Below are 18,111 nucleotides of genomic sequence, written 5' to 3'. Positions count from 1 at the left end.
CGGATCACGGAACGATCAAAAAAGGGAGGATGACGATGATCGATCTCTCCAAGGAGTTGAACCGTCCGAAAGAAGACGCCGGCTGGATTGTCAAGGTGGGAATCGGAACGTTCTCCAGCCTGGCCCTGCAGAAATGGTACCTCCTGCCTCTCACCTTCTTTGCCACGGGATATCTCTACCGGCGCTTCTCCGACACCTTTCACCGGAAAGACGGCGATCGACTGCCCGAATGGGAGGACTGGAAGGGACTTTTCCTGAACGGGCTGATCATCTTTCTGATCGTTGCCGGGTACCTCATCCTCCCCCAATTCTGCTATGAAATTTCCGGATCGGTCCTGGCGGGAGGGGTCCTGGCCAAAATCGTGGCCATGGCCTTCTTCGCCGTCACGGCCTTTCTCTTTGTGGCCGCCTTCTTTTTTATCCCCATGGGAATCGCCCAGTATTCCCGCCATGAGAAGATCTCTTCCGCCTTCTACATCCGGGAGATCTGGGACCGGATCATGAACGTGGGAGACGACTACTTCAAGATCACCCTTCTGTCGATCGTGGCGATCATCCTCTTCGCCGTCATTCGGGGAATCATCCCCTACCTCGGCCCGCTCCTCGCCGCCGCCGCAGGGTTCTACATCAGCCTGGTTCTGACGGCACTCTTCGGCGAGGTCTGCCGGAGTGCGTATGAGGAGAGGGAGAGCGCGGAACCGGAGACACTCGAAACTCAAGATGCACCATGATGAACGAGCAAGGTGGTGAGTAACGAGCAAGGTGTAAATGAGTCATGAAGTCTCTTTAATCCGATCCCAGGCAAGCCTGAGCCCCTTCAGGGTCAGGTCGGTATCGACCCGGCCGATCCCTTCCGTCACCCTGGCCATGAGGGGGGCAAAGCCGCCGGTGGCGATGACCGTCGGGGCCTCTTTCATCTCCTTCGAGATCCGTTCCACCATCCCCTCGACCAGGCTTGCATAACCGAAGAGGACGCCCGACCGGATCGACTCCTCGGTACTCCGGCCGACCGGACCTTCGGGAGGGACAAGATCGACGGGGGAAAGACGGGCCGCCTCGCGGTAGAGGGCGGCAAGGGAGATCCCGATTCCCGGCAGGATGGATCCGCCCACATACTCCCCCTTTTCATTGATCACATCGAAGGTGATCGCCGTCCCGAAATCGACGATAATGAGAGGCGGCTTCTCCTCCGCCAGGGCCGCCAGGGCGTTCACCACACGGTCGGCGCCGACATCCTTCGGCTCCCGGTAAAGAACCGGAATACCGGGGATATTTTCCGCTGTGACAAAGACCGGATCGAGATCGAAACAGACCCGGGCCATCTCCCGGAGAACGGAATCGAGAGAAGGGACGACACTGGCGACAACCATGCTCGAAAGAGACCCCTTCATTTCATACCGCAGGAGATCCCGGATCACCACGCCGTACTCATCGGCCGTACCGCCTCTTGCCGTCCGGATCCGCCATCGCTTCCGAAGGCCGGCCCCCTCGAAAAGGCCGAGAACCGTATGGGTGTTTCCGACATCGAGGGCAAGAAGCATCATCAGACCTCCGGAAAATACAAAGCATATACGAAATCATGAATCAGGATCACCGGCAGTTGCATTATCCATCCCCTGCGGACGGCAGGGACCCCCGGTCCGCTTTCCCGGCGAGACGGACCGGCAATAGGGAAATCTCCCCGGATGCCACCCGGATGCTTTCCCCTCCCTCTGTTGCCACCAGCAACATCCCTTCCCGGTCGATCCCGGCCGCCTTCCCCTCCATCCGCCGTCCGGCGGCTTCAACACGCACTTCTTTTCCCAGGATAGAGGAATGTTCCGCAAAACGGTCCCGGAAGGGTTCGAACCCCTCCCGGAGAAAGAGGCGGTAATCCCCGTCGAGAGACACGAGAAGCCTCCGCAACAGCGCCGAACGGTCGAAGCGCCGCCCGGCTTCGCAACAGAGCGAGGTCGCAATCCCCCGTAATCCCTCAGGGATCAGCGCGTCTTCCATATTGACGTTCAGCCCGACACCGAGGACCGCCGCCCCGGCCGCTTTCCCCCGGGTCGTCATCTCCGTCAGGATTCCGCAGATCTTCTTTTCGCCGATCACAAGATCGTTGGGCCACTTGACCCGCACATCGAGATCCGTCGTCTCCCGCAGGGTCTCGCAGAGCGACACGGCCGCAACCAGCGTGATCTGAGGCAGGGACGCCGGGGAAAGTGAAGGCCGGAGAAGAACCGAGAAATAGAGGTTGCACCCCGGCGGGGATGACCAGCCGCGTCCGAAACGTCCCCGCCCTTCCGTCTGGGTCTCCGCGATAACGACGATCCCCTCCGGCGCGCCTTCCCGCGCCAGCGCGAGGAGGTGATCATTGGTGGAGCCGATGGTATCGAATGCGAGGACCCGTCCTCCGACGATCTTCGTCTTCAGACCTGCCCGGAATCCGCCGGCCGGGAACATGATGCCGCCTGCCGTTTCATTCATAAGGAGATCTTCAGCGAGATATCGACGGCCCGCACCGAATGGGTCAGCGCCCCCACGGAGATCCGGTCGACGCCGGTCTCCGCCACGGCCCGGACGTTTTCGAGGGTGATATTGCCCGAAGCCTCGGTCAGTGCCCGTCCGCGGACCATGTTCACCGCCGCCCGGAGGGTGCCGGGATCCATGTTGTCCAGGAGAATGATATCGGCCCCGGCGTCCAGGGCCTCCCGCACCTCTTCAAGATCGGTCACCTCCACTTCCACGGGAGCAAGATCCGGATGCGCCTTCCTGACACTCTCCACGGCGGCGGAAATCCCGCCTGCGACGGCGATATGATTGTCCTTTATAAGCACGGCGTCGTAAAGCCCCATCCGGTGGTTCGTTCCGCCTCCCACCCGGACGGCGTACTTCTCCAGCGCCCGCAGGCCGGGGAGGGTCTTCCGGGTCTCCAGGATCGAAACGGCAAGCCCTTCCACCCTGCGGACGAAGGCGGCGGTGACCGTGGCCACGCCGGAGAGATGCTGCAGGAAGTTCAGCGCCACCCGCTCCCCCCTGAGGATCGGGGCGGCGGATCCGTTGATCACGGCAACGGCGCTCCCGGGGGTAATGAAACTTCCGTCATCAAAGAGGGGCTCAAAGCGCAGGGCGGGGTCGATCTGCCGGAAGACCTCCCGGGCGACATTGATCCCGGCCAGGACGAAATCTTCTTTTGCGATCATCTCGGCCGCGGCACTCCGGCCGGGCGGGACGATCGGATCGGTCGTGATATCGCCTGCGCCAAGGTCTTCGGCGATGGCCCGGCGGACGATCTCTTCATGTGCATGGTGGGAATGATCCGGCATGCTGAAGGTCCCTGATGGTCTATTCGAGGGCGGACAGACCGGCATTTATCTTCCGTTCCTTGGTCATGAGCTCTTCCCGCCTGGCCCGTTCCTTCTCCACCACCGCGGCCGGCGCCTTGCCGGTAAAGGATTCGTTGGCAAGCTTCCGGTTGACGGCGGCAAGATCCTTTTCGACTTTGGCCAGGTTCTTCATCAGGCGCGCCCTCTCCGCCTCGAGGTCAATGACCCCTTCGAGGGGGACGAAGACCTCCATCCTGTCCCCGACGGCCGTGGCCGACGAGGGGGGACGGGTCACGCCGGTTCCGACACGCACCGTTGCACACCGGCCCAGGGAGAGGATCGACCGCTCGTGACGAAGCAGGATCCCGACGGTCTCTTCATCCCGGACCCGGATCAGCGGGTCGAGGGGTTTGCCGGGCGCGATGTTCATCTCCCCCCGGACATTCCGGATCAGCGTGACCGCCTCCATGACGAGTTCCATCTCCTCTTCCGCCCCGGAATCATCCCGGGACGGGTCGGAAACGGGATAGGCGTCGACCATGATGCTCTCACCGTGAACGGGAAGGTGCTGGTAGATCTCCTCGGTGATGAAGGGCATGAAAGGATGGAGTAGCCGCAGACTCTCGTGCAGGGTCTCGACGAGGCAGCACTGCGCCGTCCGCCGGGCATCCGGATCGTCCCCGTAGAGGCGGTCCTTGACCAGTTCAATGTACCAGTCGCAGAACTCGTGCCAGAAAAACCGGTAGAGTATGGAGGCCGCTTCGTTGAATTTATAGGCATCAAGCGCCTCCCGGACCCCGGCAACGGCGCGGTTCAGGCGGCTTTGGATCCACCGGTCGGCCGGTTCGGGCGCTCCCCTTTCGCACTCCGGATCGTAACCGGCCAGGTTCATGAGGGCGAAACGGGAGGCATTCCAGATCTTGTTGGTGAAATTCCGGTATCCCTGGATCCGCTCCTCGGAGAGGCGGACGTCCCTTCCCTGGGCGGCAAAGGCGGTCAGGGTGAAACGGAAGGCGTCGGTACCGAACTTGTCGATCATGATGAGCGGATCTATGACGTTCCCCTTCGACTTCGACATCTTCTGCCCCTGGGCGTCCCGCACGAGTGCGTGGATGTAGACATCCCGGAAGGGGACCTCCCCCATGAACCTGAGCCCCATCATGATCATCCGGGCAACCCAGAAGAAGATGATATCGAAACCGGTGATCAGGACAGAGGTCGGGTAGTAATTCCGCAATTCCGGCGTATCGTCGGGCCAGCCGAGGGTGGAGAAGGGCCACAGCGCCGAAGAGAACCATGTATCGAGGACGTCCGTTTCCTGCTTGATGTTCGGGCTTCGGCAATGGGCACAGAGGTCCGGGTCGGTACGGTCCACGGTGATCCCGCCGCAATCGTCACAGATCCAGGCCGGGATCCGGTGCCCCCACCAGATCTGCCGGGAGATGCACCAGTCCCGGATGTTGCGCATCCATTCGAAATAGGTGTTCTCCCACCCCTTCGGGATGAAGCGGATCCTCCCCTCCTCCACGGCGGCAATGGCCGGCGCCGCGAGTTCCTTCATCCGGACGAACCACTGGAGCGAAAGTATAGGCTCGACGACGGTCTTGCAGCGGTAACAGTGACCCACGGCATGGCCGTGCGGCTCGATCTTCTCGACAAGCCCGGCTTTCTCGAGATCGTCAAGGAGCGCCCGGCGGCACTCGTAACGGTCCATCCCGGCATATTTCCCGGCCGCCCCGTTCATCCGGGCATCCCGGTCCATCACGCTGATCTGCGGGAGATCGTGACGAAGGCCGACCTCGAAATCGTTCGGATCGTGGGCCGGGGTGATCTTCACGACCCCCGTCCCGAATTCCCGGTCCACGTAGGTGTCGGCGATCACCGGGATCTCCCGTTCCAGGATCGGCAGGACGGCCTTTTCGCCATGAAGGGCCAGGTAACGCCCGTCTTCCGGATGGACGGCCACGGCCGTGTCCCCGAGCATGGTCTCGGGCCGGGTCGTCGCGACGGTCAGGAACCCCTCGCGCCCCTTCAGGGGGTAACGGATGTGGTAGAGGTGCCCGTCGGTATCCTCATGCTCGACCTCGACATCGGAGAGGGCCGTATGGCAGCGGGGACACCAGTTGGTGATGTAGTTGTCCCGGTAGATCAGCCCTTCTTCGTAGAGCCGGACGAAGACCTCCCGCACCGCCCGGGAGAGCCCCTCGTCCATGGTGAACCGCTCCCGGCTCCAGTCGCAGGAGGAGCCGAGGCGTTTGAGCTGGTTTATGATGACCCCGCCGTACTCCTTCCGCCACTTCCAGACCCGCTCGATGAACTTGTCACGGCCCAGTTCGTGACGGTTCCGTCCTTCCGATGCGAGGTCCCGTTCCACCACGTTCTGCGTGGCGATCCCGGCATGGTCGGTGCCGGGCATCCAGAGGGTGTTGACCCCGTCCATCCGTTTCCAGCGGACCAGGATATCCTGCAGGGTGTTGTTCAGGGCATGCCCCATGTGGAGGGAACCGGTCACGTTGGGGGGCGGGATCACGATCGAATAATAGGGCCTGCCGTTATCAAGCCCCCCCCTGAAATACCCCTTCTCCGTCCAGCGGGCATACCATTTCTCCTCCGTCCCGGCAGGATCGTAGACCTTCTCCAGGGGGTTTATCTCCTGGTGGTTCGAATCTTCTGGCACAGTTTCTTCCTTTTCCTGATTTTCTTGCCTATCCGTCGTTTTTTTAACGATCCAGGTCTGATGAAGTCGTAAAAAGTCCGTTCGACCCTTCGGCCGGCTCAGGACAGGCGTGCTCAGGGTGAACGGTGTAAGTCATTAATATTCTGTTCGTGTGGTTCGGCGAGCTCACCATTCTCGGAAGCTTGTCGAACCATGAACGGAATCCGAAAAACGACTTTTTACGACACCATCAGGTCTCACCCGATCGTGACGGTACTATACCTGCACGTTATTTGGCTGTCAAGAAATCAAAATCGTCGATGAGTGTCAAAAAAGATAAGAAAAAAGCTTGACAAAGGTATAAAGATCAGATATGTGAAGTCGTAAATTATTGAAGGGGGCATTTTATGGATCATGAGAAACGGCTGAAACGACTTGCGGAACAACTCATCCAGGCCATTCATCAGGCCTATTCCGATAACGAAAGGATTCAGGATACACTGAGCCGGATCGAGGAAGAAGGATACCATGTCGATATCCTCATGGCCTCCTTTACCCGCATCGACGAAACCGAAGAATTCGGTACTCCGGAGTTCGACCCGTCGGAACTCGTTTATAGAGAACACTTGCTCTACAGCGGGTCAAGCTTCGATGACTTCGACTCCCTGGAAAGACCGGGAGAAGATGCCGGGATCGATCCCCTGCAGCTCTCCCCGGAGATCAACGATTTCGATAAGACCTTTCTCAAGCTGATCAAGGTCTCCTGCCCCTGAGGCGGCCTCATCCTGGCAAAAAACCTCTCAGAATCTTCTCCGCCTCCGTCCCGGAAATGGCCCTTTTTAACCTCCCGCAGGACTCGCAGGAACCGCACATCTTCTCTTCCCCCCGGTAGCAGCTCCAGATCTTTCCCAGGGGGACCTGATGTTGCAGCCCGGCGCGGACAATCTCCTTTTTATCCATACCAACGGTGTAGCTGACCACCTCCATCGGTGCGCCCGCGGAATATGCAAGGGACCGGTTGACGGCTGCAAGATAGGTCTCCGAGTTATCGGGGAAAGTCGAAGCCTCCTCCCGGTTGAACCCGACAATGATCCGCCCGGCCCCCATCACCTCGGCAAAGGCGGCGGCGATCTCGATCATGATCCCGTTCCGGTTCGGCACCCAGACGGCCCGGGCCGAATCCTTCGTCTTCACCGGATCGTCAAGATCCTCTTTTCGCAACTCGGGCGGCCGGGCCCCGTCACGCACGAGGTCCGAGCAGGTAATCTCCTTGAGCCAGGGAAGCGGAATCACCCGGTGCCGTATGGAATAATGGTCGCATACCGCCTTTGCCGCGTCGATCTCCCGTTGCAGTGCATGCTGGCCGTAATCAAAGGTCAATGCAAGCAGAACCGGCGCTTCCCGCATCGCGATGGCACAGTTTACCACCGAATCGAGTCCGCCGGAAAGGAGAAGAATCTGTGAGGGTGCGTTTCCTTTCACGTTTTCATACCTCCCGGACCGTCCGCCGCCTGTAAAGCGCCGTACAGGTCCGGACCGGGTCCGGATTATCACGAACGGGGAGGAGTTGTGATATCACCGGCGAAGTAGGTGGCGCAGGCATCGTCCGACTCCCAGGCCGTGACCCGGGACACAAGGATGTGATCCTTTTCCATACGCCGTGCGGCCTCGTTGAAGATCCAGCGGGCGATCAACTCGGATGAGGGATTTTCCTCACGGAAGGCCGGGAGATCATTCAGGCAACAATGATCGAGTTCCTCCAGAATCTCATTGAGCATCGAACGAATCTCCCCGAAATCGATCCCCAACCCGACCTCATCCAGCCGGTCCGTTTGCAGGGTAATCTCGATCTTCCAGTTGTGCCCATGGAGATTTTCACATTTTCCCTTGTAATTCCGTAATTGATGGGCCGCTGCAAAACGGCTTTTCACCGTCAGTTCATACACGGATATTCTCCTTAACCGTTATTCGCTCCGGACAGGCCCTCCCGCCTCCCCTTCCGGACGGTAGTCGGGATAGAGTTTTTTCAGACAGTCCGGACAGAGACCGTGGGAAAACTCGGCATCCGTCCGTTGCCCGATATATTCTTCAATGGGAACCCAAGACTTCCGGTCCATCTCCTCGGACTCCGCCAAGCGGATCTTCTTGCACCCGGAACAGATGGGAAGCAAACCTTCCAGCTTCTTAATCCGGTCCATTGTGTCCTGCAACTCTTCGATCCGGCGGATGATCTTCCGGCCGAGCAGGAAGATGATTCCCAATCCCAGAAAGAGAAAAAGAACATGGACCAGCGTAATTCTCCGGAAGGCCCCCCTCATCGCCCGACCGAACGGGGTATAGGAAAAAGTGACACTGATTCCTCCGCGCACATCGCCCACCCGGTACCCCTGGTCCCCATGGCAGGCTAGGCAGCTCCGCTCAACCATCAGCGGCGCCATATAACGGAAGATCGGCCCCTTCCCCGTGCGGACGATCTCATGCTCATCCCGGCTCCCGGACTCAAACCGTGCCAGGGCATCCCGTTCCCACAGGTCGGCCCGATTCCCCGGGTTCAGAAGTTTCAAACTGGTGATGTGAATATGGACATTGTTGTTTCGCCGCATTTGATCGGAGAGAAGCCTTGTCATATAGGCGGCATTCACTTTCGTCAGCTTCAAACCCTCCGTAGTGACTAAATCCCGGCGGGGATCTTTCAAATAGGGATTCGGTTTCAGGGTCTTCGAGACGAGTACATAAACCCCGTCATGCTTAAAATTCCAGTTTCGCATGGCGACAATCGTCTGAAAAATTGCACGGCTTTCCACCAGAGCAAGTTTTTCATACTGCGTACGGATACTCCGCAGATCAATGACGAGGGAGACAATCGTTACGGAAAGGAAGAAGAGACTGATGCCCACCAGGTATTTCCGGGCACGTTCCCGGGTTCGAAGTTTCAAGCTCACTCCATACGTAGAAAGGCGGCATTTTAATATTTCATCCGATTGATTGCAAGCAAATTGAAACAGCGGTTTTCCATGGCTCTCTCTTCCCTCTGGATTTTTCTCCGCCCGTTTCAGGTTTTCGGAAAAATCACCTTTCCACGGAACATTCCATTTTTATACAAACAGACATGGCTGATTCGATCCTGACCAATGGAGCAAAGGACAAACAGGACAAAAGGAGGCAGATCATTCCGCTGGAATGACCCCGTGCAACACTTCGCTCAACTCAAAGATCTTGTACGGTTTCGGCAGGGCACCCTGAAATCCATATTTTTCATAATCGGCAAGAACGGGATCGTCGGAATACCCGCTGGAAACGATAGCAATCACCTCGGGATCAATCTCCCGGAGCCGCTCTACCGTCTTGATCCCGCCCATCCCACCGGGGATGGTCAGATCAAGGATCACCGCATTGAAGGGGAACCCCGAGATACGGGCCTCTTCGAAGCATTCAACGGCCTCTTCACCGTTGGCGGCAAACTCCACCGCATAACCGACCCGGGTCAGCATCTGACCCGCCACGGCCCGGATCATCTCCTCATCGTCCATGACCAGGACTTTCCCCCGCCCCCGGAAAGGCACCTCGCTCTCGCCTCCCGGATACACCACAGCACGGGAAGAGGCCGGAAGACAGATAGTAAAGGTGGCTCCCGCACCGGCAACGGAGTCAACGGTGATGCAACCGTCATGCTTCCGGACAATGGCATCGGACGCAGCCAAACCGAGACCGTTCCCTTCCGGTTTCGTGGTAAAGAAGGGTTCAAAGATCCGGGGAAGATCCTCCCGATCAATCCCTGTCCCCTGATCCCGAATGGAAATCTTCACATACTCCCCATCCTGCAGGGGAAGGTTATCACTGACATGGACCTCACTGTTTTCACAATAAACCCCGATCTCCCCTCCTTCCGGCATGGCATCCTGTGCGTTCACCACAAGGTTGTGAATCACCTGATTCATCAGACCTTCGTCGATCTCGAAAGACTTCAGATCTTCGTCGAAGTGGAAGGACGGCCGCACATTGGACCCGCTCAGGGCAAAGGAGACCGCACCGTAAACAAAGCGTGCCAAAGGAACCAGTTTCCGGAGCGGACGACTTCCCCGGGCAAAGATCAGGAGCTGCTGTGCCAGATCCCTGGCCCGGCAAAGGGCCTCTTCGGCACTGGTCAATCGTTCACAGACGATCTCATCTTCGGGATCGACATAAATCTTGGCAAGATTGATGTTCCCCCAGATCGCAGTCAGAAGGTTATTGAAATCATGAGCCACCCCCCCGGCCAGAACCCCCAGGGATTCATCCTTCTGAGATTTCAGCAGCTCTTTTTCCAGCCGTTTCCTCTCTGAAATGTCCCGAAAGGCCGTGATCGACCCGGTCACCTTCCCCCCCTCCATAAAAGGGGTCGACACATAGGCCACGGACAGCAACGAGCCGTTCTTGCACTGGAAAAGGGCATCCTCGGAGGAGCATTTCACGCCGGACAGCAGGACCTGACGAAAAGGAGAAACCTCCTTCACATCCTCGTCATTCCCCCCACCGACAAAAACCAGCTCATCAATATCATGAAAGAGCAGCTCTTCTTCAGACGATCCGAGAAGGCGCTCCGTCTCGGGATTCACAAAAACCAGACGACCAAAGGGGTCAAGAACAAAGATTCCTTCGCCCAGATTCGAGGTAATGTTCCGCAGCTTCCGTTCACTCTTTCGCAGCGCTTCCTCCGTCCTGCGACGAACCACGATGCCGGCCAGAGTCCGGGCAATGGTGGTCAGAAACGTTTCTTCCTCCGGGTCCCGCTGATGTTCAGCATCGACAAAGAGATTGATCATCCCCAATACGCGGTCGGCATCCTGGATGGGGACGCAGTAATGCCCGTGGGGGAGCAAACCTTCAAGATGGCGCTGATGGCAGGCATCCTCGGCGGCAATGTGCAGGATCTCCGCCGTCAGCGCCGCTTTCCCGCAAAGACACTGACCGAAGGGGACTTCACCGCAAAACTCCCGGGCCGGACCTTCCATCCCGCTGGACACCTTCAGGACGAGGACTTCCGGATTTTCTTCCACCAGGAATATGGCCCCGCGGGATTCGAAGGAGAGCCAGGGAATGGAGAGGAGCAGACCGAGACAGCGTTGCAGAAGATCATGAAAAGGGATTTCTTCCAGAGAAAGATTGAGAAGGGAATTAATCACTGTCTGTGCTTCATGATTCCGACGCAGTTTCTCCTCTGTCCGCTGATATTTTTTAACCAGGGTCTCCAGCTCTTCGATTTTATAACGATCACCCGGAATTTCCATCAACGGATTCACGGGGGACTCCTTTTTCTCTTTGCCGATAAACCGCAACGAAACGTGTGCAGGATTTTTCAAAATTACATCCCATTCAAATTCCTGTCAAGTTGCCGGGTCAGGGAACAGAAACTTCATTGACACCTTTCCCTGAAAACACTACAATGGCGCCCTGTATGATATTGGCTTACACATGTTCCGAGAAGAGGCGGAAATGATTACAATCGTCGATTACGGTATGGGGAACCTGCGAAGTGTGGAAAAAGGGTTCGAAAAGGCAGGATTCTCCGCCCGCGTAGTCCGGGATGCGGAAGCCATCCGGAATGCCTCGTCCCTCGTCCTTCCCGGCGTGGGGGCCTTCCGGGACTGCATGGCAAACCTGGAGAAGAGGCAACTCACGAAAGCCATCGTGCAACATATCCAGGCGGGAAAACCCTATCTCGGAATCTGCCTCGGCCTTCATATCCTGTTTACGGAGAGTGAAGAATTCGGTACCCACCGGGGGCTCGACTTAATCCCGGGGAAGGTGCGGCGATTCCGGTTCGATGTTTCAAACGAGTCCGACGGAGAAAAGCTGAAGATTCCCCACATGGGGTGGAATACCATCCACAAAAACCTCTCACCACCGATTCTGCACGATGTCGCCGAAGAGGACTTCCTCTATTTCGTTCATTCCTACTATGTCGTCCCCGATGATCCTTCCGTCATTGCCACAACAACCCGTTACGGCATCGACTTCACCTCCATGATCTGGAAAGAAAATATTTTTGCCGTACAGTTCCATCCGGAAAAGAGCCAGACGACCGGGCTTTCCATCCTGCAGCGGTTCGGCGAACTTGCGGAAAGATCGTATACGTAAACATGCGTCGCATGATCGCCCCTGAACGGTCTATATCTTTGGATTTCCGAGCATGGTGAGCTCAGTCGAAACCACACGATCTCGCCCTTTCCCCCTCTCTTTCTGCGATGCTCGGCTGCGTGACAGGAGGTACGCTCTCCCTTCGGGGGAGTTGTGTTTTCGTCTCCTGTCGATCCTGTTCATCCTGTCGAACAGATTTTGCAGTTGATTTTGATCTTAAACTCTGTGCCTGTGTGCCTTTGATACTTTGTCCCCTGGTCTATCCCCGTGCCTCCCCGCCTGCCTGTGCGTTGCACACAGACAGGTGTTCCCCGCGCGCGGCGCAGGCGCTTGCGCCGCGTGTGGTTATTAATCACTTTTGCTTTCGACTTTATTTGGGGTTTTTACAGGATCCTGCTTTACATCGATTCCCCGGTTTTCTCCAAGTTTTGGTAAAGTCCCGGGGTTTGTTTTTCTTGACTTTCTCCACCGGGAAAGATAATATTCACACTCATATCACTCACAACTTGTCCACAGCTCATTCACAGGTTCTGGTTATGCACTACGCACCCGGCAAGATGACACCTGAGATCATGAAGGTTTTCAGCCTCTCTTCGACGCTCGGTTTCGAAGACCAGGTAAAATTCCTGAGCATGCTGACCTCTCTGCAGGATTCCGAGCGGAAGCAGGATCTTATTGAACGTACCCTGGCAGGAGAGCGGGTCTGGGAAGAAAAGCAGGCGACATCGACTGTCGAAAACCACTCTCGTTGAGGAGAACGGAAAAGACTCACTTCACATCGAGACGGACGTTCGCTTTCGTGAGAAGGACCTGAATCGAGCCGAAGGTCAGCTCACTCTTCATCTTCACGGGAACCTTCTTCCCATCATCAGTCAGCCAAATCAGTAGCTTTCCTTTTTTCTTCTTGTCGAAGATCAGCTCCATATCTTCCACAACCGGCTCCACTTTGATCGTATTAAAATAGCCGAGTGGGGTTTTGATTCGTTCCCGCCCGAGGTTAAGAACCCGGACACGATAGTTCTTCTTGCCGTCCGTCACATTCAGCACCGGTTCCGTCTCCAGGTCTTTGACCATCCGGAGATCGTAGATCGCAGAAAGCGGATCTTGAATCCTATGCGGCACCTGGATCGTTTTTTGCACCTCGCCGTTTTTGATCAACGTCGCTTCATTTTTTTCATGGTCGAAAATCAGATCGACATCCCGATGGTGCCGCCCCTCCCGTTGTACCTTCCGGTACCGCAGGGAGGAATCGTTTTTCAGATCGAAAAAAGACTCAATCCTGTTCCGAACTTTATAGAAGGTATCCACAAAGGCATTACTCCGAACCGTGGTGATGATGTGATAAATCCCGTCTTTTCCCGCTTTTTTTGAGATCGTCAGGGTCCCCTTCCCGGCCGGGATGAACCCCCAGCGGATCACATAATGCAATTCCTCCCCCTTCTTGAAAGGCACGGAAACGGCGGAACCGGGCAAACCCCCTCTCCGGATCGCCGGAGTACCGGAAGCAGAGAACGTAACAAAGATCGCCCCGATCAGTAGAACCCGAAAAAATTTCACGGGAAACTCCTTTCCCTCACCTCATGACACGTTTGCTGGTAGAAATCCAGGCAAGCTGGACCACGGAGAAAAGGGAATCGACCAGCCAGAAGAGAACCAACCCGGCCGGAAAAAAAGAAAAAAGGAGAGCAAAACCAAGGGGCATATAGAGCCAGGTGTGATCTTCTCCCGGATTGGCCGACGTGAGGCGCTGCTGAAGAATCATGGCAAGCCCCATCAGGAGGGGCAGCAAAAAATAAGGGTCCCGGACGGAGAGGTCTTTCACCCAAAAGATGAACCCCGCCCTCCGAAGATCAATCGACCGGTTCAGCGCCTCGTAGAGGGCCAGAAAAAGGGGAATCTGAATCGCGAGGGGAAGGAAGCTTCCGGCCATGGCCCGGATCTGCTTCTTCCGCAGAGGACGGGTTAACTCCGCCGCACGGTCCGGATCTTTCTCCTCCTCCTCGATACTGTAGATTGAGTCAAGGATCCTCGGCATTTCCCGGAGAGAACGGAGGTTATACTGCGTCACGGGAAAGAGAAGAACCCGGAGCACAAAAGCTAGGAGGATCAGGCAGACCCCGTAATTGGCGGTATAACCATGGATCCAGTGCAGGAGCACGACCACCGCCCGGCCGAGAAAATCAAAGGTCCCGTAATCAACGATCGCCTCCAGACCCGGATAATACCCCTTTAAGTTCTTTTCCGACAGGGGACCGAAATAGAAAAGAAAGGTCGTCTCCACGGACCGGCCCGGGTCCAGAATCACGGAGGGTGCCTGCAAAACGGCATAAACCTGCCGATCCCCTAAAGGGAGCAGAGATGCCGGCAACTTCCGGTTGAGGGGAACAATGACCTGGGCAAAATAACGATTCTGCAACCCCATCCAGGCAACCGCTTTCTCCGTCCGGACCGGCTCTTTAACCTTCGCAGCCTTTTCACGGTAGACCTCATCCCCCCCTTCCTCTTTCCAGACGACCTTGAGATACTTCCTCCCATTCTCTCCGTCCAGTCCAATCCCGTAGAAAGGGATAATCCGGTAGCCCCCGGGAAGAGAAATACGTTTCCCGGACCGATTGACTAATTGCAAACGGAAGGCCAGTGCCGAATTCCCAAGGGGGGAATAGGATTTTCGCACCTCCAGACCGGAAGGAGCTTGCCGAAAAAAAACGACCCCATGTCCATCCCGGGAAAAATGGTAGAGACCATCGTCAAGCCCCTCTTCCCCGGGGATCTCTATCCGGATCCCCCCCCGGCTCTTCAGAAGGCCGGAGATCAATTCCACCGGCTTTCCATCACTGCCGACAAATTTCTTCAGACGTACGGAAAGAATTCTTCCCCCGTAAGAGGCCAGAGTGACATCGAGTCGCTTCGTCTCAAGGTGCGATGAGGGCTGATCACCGGAAAAGGGGGAAAGGGGTTCGGAAACCCGTAGTGAGGTATCAGTAAAATACCGGTCCATGACCGGTTCGTACAGAAACCATGCCGCTGCTGCAATGATCACCAGAAGGAGAATCGTTCGGTTCGACATCGTTTTTCAGATCTTCCCCGCATTCCCCGTGGTTAATTGTTTTTGGTTTCTCTTTGAATTTGATTTTTCTTCATGACCTTCATGGTAAGGACTTTTCTCTTTTCAGGACGACGCCGTCATCGTAACACCGTTTCCTTTTTGAAGCAACGGCAGAACAAAGGTAAAGACACTCCCTTTTCCCGGCTCGCTCTCCACCCAGATTGCCCCGGAATGAAGATGGATCAACTCACGGCAGACGGAAAGCCCCAGGCCCGTACCGCCGAAACGTTTAATAACGGTCTCGTCTTGCTGGGCGAAGGGAAGGAAGATCCCCTTCCATGCCGCCCGGTCAATACCGATACCGGTATCGGAAACGGAAACCAGCAAATAGGAACGGTGGCCGGGATCAAGCACCATCCGCACTTCTTCCCGGAAAAGAGGCGGAACCCTTTCGGAAAGTCCCGCAGTTTCAATCCGTTCGGCCTCAATCCGGATCTCCCCTCCTTCAGGAGTAAACTTTGCGGCATTGGAAAGAAGGTTAAAAACGATCTGCTTCACCTTCCGTTCATCGGACATCATCCATTCCGGAACTTCATCAATACGGGCGACCAGGCGGATGTTGTGACGGATTGCCTTCTCCCGTATCAGCATAAGGCTCTCTTCCAGAAGCCGGCGCATATTCACTCTGGACGGCGAGAAGGAAACCTGCCCGACCTCAATCATGGAAAGATTCAGAATGTCCTCTACGAGAGAGAGGAGATGCCGGCCGCTTTCCAGGATTTGGTGAAGATGTTCCGCCTGCTTTTCGTTCAATTCACCGAAGTATCTCCCCTCAAGAAGTTCGGCAAAACCGATGATCGCGTTCAGAGGAGTACGCAGTTCATGGCTCATGTTCGCAAGAAAGGAGCTCTTGGCACGGTTTGCCGCCTGGGCCTCATGGGCCATCTCCCGAGCCCGGGTTGTTGCCTTCTGCAAGTCGCAGGTCCGCGTCTCCACAAGCCTTTCCAGGTTGTTCTGATACTCATTGATCCGGTCCCGGGAGTGTCTCAGCCGGTTCACCATCCGGTTGAACTCCCGGGCAAGAGCTGCGATCTCGTCATGGGAATCGATACGGAGGTCCTGATCCAGATCCCCTTCTCCGATCCTCCGGGCCCCGGCAATCAGGTCCTGAATAGGACGCGTCATCCGCCGGGTCAGCAGCAAAGTCAGGAGAGACCCCAAAACCATCAATAAAAGGGTAACGAGAATCGTGGAGGTCAGGAAGGACCGGATCTGAAGGCGGGATCGCTCCTCGGAAAAACCGAGGTGGATGAACCCAATCGTGTCGACCTTCCGCATCTCCGGTGTATTTCCACGGGCCGAACCAGTCACTTTATCCCGGCTGCGAACCACAGGGATAAAAAGATCGAGATATTTCTTCCCGTCGTCGGAACGGATGAATTCTCCGTAACGCAAATCGGGAGCGGACGGCACGGGGCGGTACCGTATCTTCGAGAAGAGAACGGCATCGCCTCCCCGGGTTTTGTAACTGATCACCCGTTCCGACCGGTCCAGAATATAGACATAGGCAATCGAGGAGTCGTAAATAAAGTGATCCAAAACCCGATCCAATACCTCCCGGTTTTTCCCGGATAACCCGAGGGCAACCTTCTCCGCAAGAAGACTCGCGATGACACGGCCATGATCAAGGGATTCCTCGATATGATCCTTGATTTCATCATGAATCACAAAGGCCGCCATTACCGAGATCGTCACCACAATCAGAAAGATCGTCAGGAGATTTAATTTTTTCAGTAGCGTGAGTCTGAGTTTTACCGTCATCTGTTCACTGAAGGAAGGGGACAATCTGTTCCAGAAAGCTCTCCACCTTGATCGGTTTACTGATATAGCCGTTACAACCGGCATCGATCGCCTTTTGATGATCTCCGGCCATGGCAAAGGCCGTCAAAGCCAGTACGGGAATATCTTTCAGGCCAAGGTCCTCTTTGAGCTTCCGGGTGGCCGTGAGTCCGTCCATCCCGGGAAGCTGAATATCCATCAGAATCAGGTCCGGGCGATATTGCCGTGCCAGTTCCAGCCCCCGGACGGCATCTTCCGCCTCAAAGACCTCATAGTGCTCAATCTGAAGAATGGTCGTAAAAAGTTTGCGGTTCGTCGCGTTGTCCTCGACCACGAGAATCTTTTTGACAGCCATAGAACAGACAACCCTCCGGAAGCAGTACAACGCCCATAGAGATCATGCCCGGAAATATCATGGACGCAACATCACCCAATATCCTTTTTCCATCATAGCAGAAAGTCGGGAGAAAGTTCAACCGAAAGGCATTGCCGTAAAAGTGCAATGGTAACAAGGAATTTTGACAGACGGATAGCCGCTCTTGCAGAGAAGCATTAAATGAAGGCGGGCCGGATTCCGTAACAGGCCGAAAGACCTGCACCCCAGGTTTTAAATGGTGCCGAAGACGAGACTCGAACTCGTACGAGGTTTCCCTCACTGCCCCCTCAAAGCGAGATTATGCAAAATATACAAATCTCCACGATACAAGTCAACAATAAAGTCCTTGATTTCATTTAAAATTTATGTATACTGAAGTTGTCTTGTATTGTTGGCTTTTGGCAAAAACAAGTACGGGATAAGTACGGAGATTCGAGTTCGGGGATAGGTCGACGGACCGAAAAGGCGGCGACCCTGGGCGACCTTCCCCATATTTTTCAGGGGGCATGTAGGGGATGCCATGATGAAAGAACATCACTCCAAAAGAAACGATTTCATCCCGGTCCGGATGGTACCATCCATCCTCAAGATTTCATGCCGGGAAGTGATTAACGCCATTATCTGCGAATCATCCGGGCTGAACTTACCAGCCTGGAGGTCTCCGGATCATGACGACCCGATGGACCCGGAAGAGTTCAGGAAATTTATCCCGGAACAATCGGACCCCTTCGCCGGACTATTCCGGAAAGATTTTCTCCATCCTGGCGGG

General features: G+C 56.0%; 16 protein-coding genes. 4 read left to right on the top strand and 12 right to left on the bottom strand.

The window, feature by feature from the left end; translation table 11 throughout:
• Positions 1–29: 29 nt before the first annotated feature.
• A complete protein-coding gene (locus GXP58_06800) occupies positions 30–731 on the top strand; it encodes a DUF4013 domain-containing protein (protein ID NOY53316.1) in 702 nt (233 codons plus the stop codon).
• A gap of 42 nt (positions 732–773) precedes the next feature.
• Here the strand turns inward: GXP58_06800 and GXP58_06795 are convergent, their stop codons facing one another.
• The 4 genes from GXP58_06795 to GXP58_06780 form a co-directional block, all read right to left on the bottom strand.
• Complete coding sequence (locus GXP58_06795) at positions 774–1,544, bottom strand: type III pantothenate kinase (protein ID NOY53315.1); 771 nt, start codon at positions 1,542–1,544, stop codon at positions 774–776.
• 61 nt (positions 1,545–1,605) lie between these two features.
• Positions 1,606–2,469: a biotin--[acetyl-CoA-carboxylase] ligase gene (locus GXP58_06790; GenBank protein NOY53314.1), complete on the bottom strand. Its 864-nt coding sequence runs from the start codon at positions 2,467–2,469 to the stop codon at positions 1,606–1,608.
• Positions 2,466–3,308: a carboxylating nicotinate-nucleotide diphosphorylase gene (gene nadC / locus GXP58_06785; GenBank protein NOY53313.1), complete on the bottom strand. Its 843-nt coding sequence runs from the start codon at positions 3,306–3,308 to the stop codon at positions 2,466–2,468. The genes GXP58_06790 and nadC overlap by 4 nt, the downstream gene beginning before the upstream one ends.
• A 19-nt stretch (positions 3,309–3,327) precedes the next feature.
• Positions 3,328–5,958, bottom strand: a complete 2,631-nt coding sequence (locus GXP58_06780) for a valine--tRNA ligase (protein ID NOY53312.1) — start codon at positions 5,956–5,958, stop codon at positions 3,328–3,330.
• A gap of 413 nt (positions 5,959–6,371) precedes the next feature.
• Between GXP58_06780 and GXP58_06775 the strand changes: the two genes are divergently transcribed.
• Positions 6,372–6,737 (top strand): hypothetical protein, encoded by a 366-nt coding sequence (locus GXP58_06775; protein ID NOY53311.1) that lies wholly within the window; start codon positions 6,372–6,374, stop codon positions 6,735–6,737.
• 7 nt (positions 6,738–6,744) lie between these two features.
• Here the strand turns inward: GXP58_06775 and queC are convergent, their stop codons facing one another.
• From queC to GXP58_06755, 4 genes are all read right to left on the bottom strand, one after another.
• On the bottom strand, positions 6,745–7,422 hold the full coding sequence (queC, locus tag GXP58_06770) for a 7-cyano-7-deazaguanine synthase QueC (GenBank protein NOY53310.1): 678 nt from the start codon (positions 7,420–7,422) through the stop codon (positions 6,745–6,747).
• A 92-nt stretch (positions 7,423–7,514) separates the two neighbouring features.
• A complete protein-coding gene (gene queD / locus GXP58_06765) occupies positions 7,515–7,910 on the bottom strand; it encodes a 6-carboxytetrahydropterin synthase QueD (protein NOY53309.1) in 396 nt (131 codons plus the stop codon).
• Between the two features lie 18 nt (positions 7,911–7,928).
• Positions 7,929–8,900: a DUF3365 domain-containing protein gene (locus GXP58_06760; GenBank protein NOY53308.1), complete on the bottom strand. Its 972-nt coding sequence runs from the start codon at positions 8,898–8,900 to the stop codon at positions 7,929–7,931.
• 231 nt (positions 8,901–9,131) lie between these two features.
• Positions 9,132–11,243 (bottom strand): response regulator, encoded by a 2,112-nt coding sequence (locus GXP58_06755; protein NOY53307.1) that lies wholly within the window; start codon positions 11,241–11,243, stop codon positions 9,132–9,134.
• Positions 11,244–11,436: 193 nt separating this feature from the next.
• Between GXP58_06755 and hisH the strand changes: the two genes are divergently transcribed.
• Positions 11,437–12,081: an imidazole glycerol phosphate synthase subunit HisH gene (gene hisH, locus GXP58_06750; GenBank protein NOY53306.1), complete on the top strand. Its 645-nt coding sequence runs from the start codon at positions 11,437–11,439 to the stop codon at positions 12,079–12,081.
• A gap of 536 nt (positions 12,082–12,617) precedes the next feature.
• Positions 12,618–12,833, top strand: coding sequence for a hypothetical protein (locus GXP58_06745; protein NOY53305.1), 216 nt, complete (start codon positions 12,618–12,620; stop codon positions 12,831–12,833).
• A gap of 16 nt (positions 12,834–12,849) precedes the next feature.
• Here the strand turns inward: GXP58_06745 and GXP58_06740 are convergent, their stop codons facing one another.
• The 4 genes from GXP58_06740 to GXP58_06725 all read right to left on the bottom strand — a co-directional run bounded on the left by GXP58_06740 (position 12,850) and on the right by GXP58_06725 (position 17,321).
• A complete protein-coding gene (locus tag GXP58_06740) occupies positions 12,850–13,638 on the bottom strand; it encodes a DUF3108 domain-containing protein (protein ID NOY53304.1) in 789 nt (262 codons plus the stop codon).
• Between the two features lie 16 nt (positions 13,639–13,654).
• Positions 13,655–15,148 carry a membrane protein insertase YidC gene (gene yidC, locus GXP58_06735; GenBank protein NOY53303.1) on the bottom strand — a complete coding sequence of 498 codons (1,494 nt, stop codon included), beginning with the start codon at positions 15,146–15,148 and terminating at the stop codon, positions 13,655–13,657.
• 102 nt (positions 15,149–15,250) lie between these two features.
• The gene (locus GXP58_06730) at positions 15,251–16,948 is read right to left on the bottom strand and encodes a HAMP domain-containing protein (GenBank protein ID NOY53302.1); all 1,698 of its coding nucleotides are present in this window, start codon (positions 16,946–16,948) and stop codon (positions 15,251–15,253) included.
• Between the two features lie 4 nt (positions 16,949–16,952).
• On the bottom strand, positions 16,953–17,321 hold the full coding sequence (locus GXP58_06725; protein ID NOY53301.1) for a response regulator: 369 nt from the start codon (positions 17,319–17,321) through the stop codon (positions 16,953–16,955).
• Positions 17,322–18,111 lie beyond the last annotated feature (790 nt).

Source organism: Deltaproteobacteria bacterium, assembly GCA_013151235.1.
Taxonomy (GTDB): Bacteria; CG2-30-53-67; CG2-30-53-67; order CG2-30-53-67; family CG2-30-53-67; genus JAADIO01.
The sequence above is the reverse complement of the archived record's forward strand: the minus strand, read 5'-3'. Positions and strand labels throughout refer to the sequence as shown.

Excerpts from the sequence above, each read along its gene's own strand:
- GXP58_06800 (NOY53316.1), top strand. The coding sequence starts at position 30 with ATGACGATGATCGATCTCTCCAAGGAGTTGAACCGTCCGAAAGAAGAC.
- GXP58_06795 (NOY53315.1), bottom strand. The coding sequence starts at position 1,544 with ATGATGCTTCTTGCCCTCGATGTCGGAAACACCCATACGGTTCTCGGC.
- GXP58_06790 (NOY53314.1), bottom strand. The coding sequence starts at position 2,469 with ATGAATGAAACGGCAGGCGGCATCATGTTCCCGGCCGGCGGATTCCGG.
- nadC (NOY53313.1), bottom strand. The coding sequence starts at position 3,308 with ATGCCGGATCATTCCCACCATGCACATGAAGAGATCGTCCGCCGGGCC.
- GXP58_06775 (NOY53311.1), top strand. The coding sequence starts at position 6,372 with ATGGATCATGAGAAACGGCTGAAACGACTTGCGGAACAACTCATCCAG.
- hisH (NOY53306.1), top strand. The coding sequence starts at position 11,437 with ATGATTACAATCGTCGATTACGGTATGGGGAACCTGCGAAGTGTGGAA.
- GXP58_06745 (NOY53305.1), top strand. The coding sequence starts at position 12,618 with ATGCACTACGCACCCGGCAAGATGACACCTGAGATCATGAAGGTTTTC.
- yidC (NOY53303.1), bottom strand. The coding sequence starts at position 15,148 with ATGTCGAACCGAACGATTCTCCTTCTGGTGATCATTGCAGCAGCGGCA.
- GXP58_06730 (NOY53302.1), bottom strand. The coding sequence starts at position 16,948 with ATGACGGTAAAACTCAGACTCACGCTACTGAAAAAATTAAATCTCCTG.
- GXP58_06725 (NOY53301.1), bottom strand. The coding sequence starts at position 17,321 with ATGGCTGTCAAAAAGATTCTCGTGGTCGAGGACAACGCGACGAACCGC.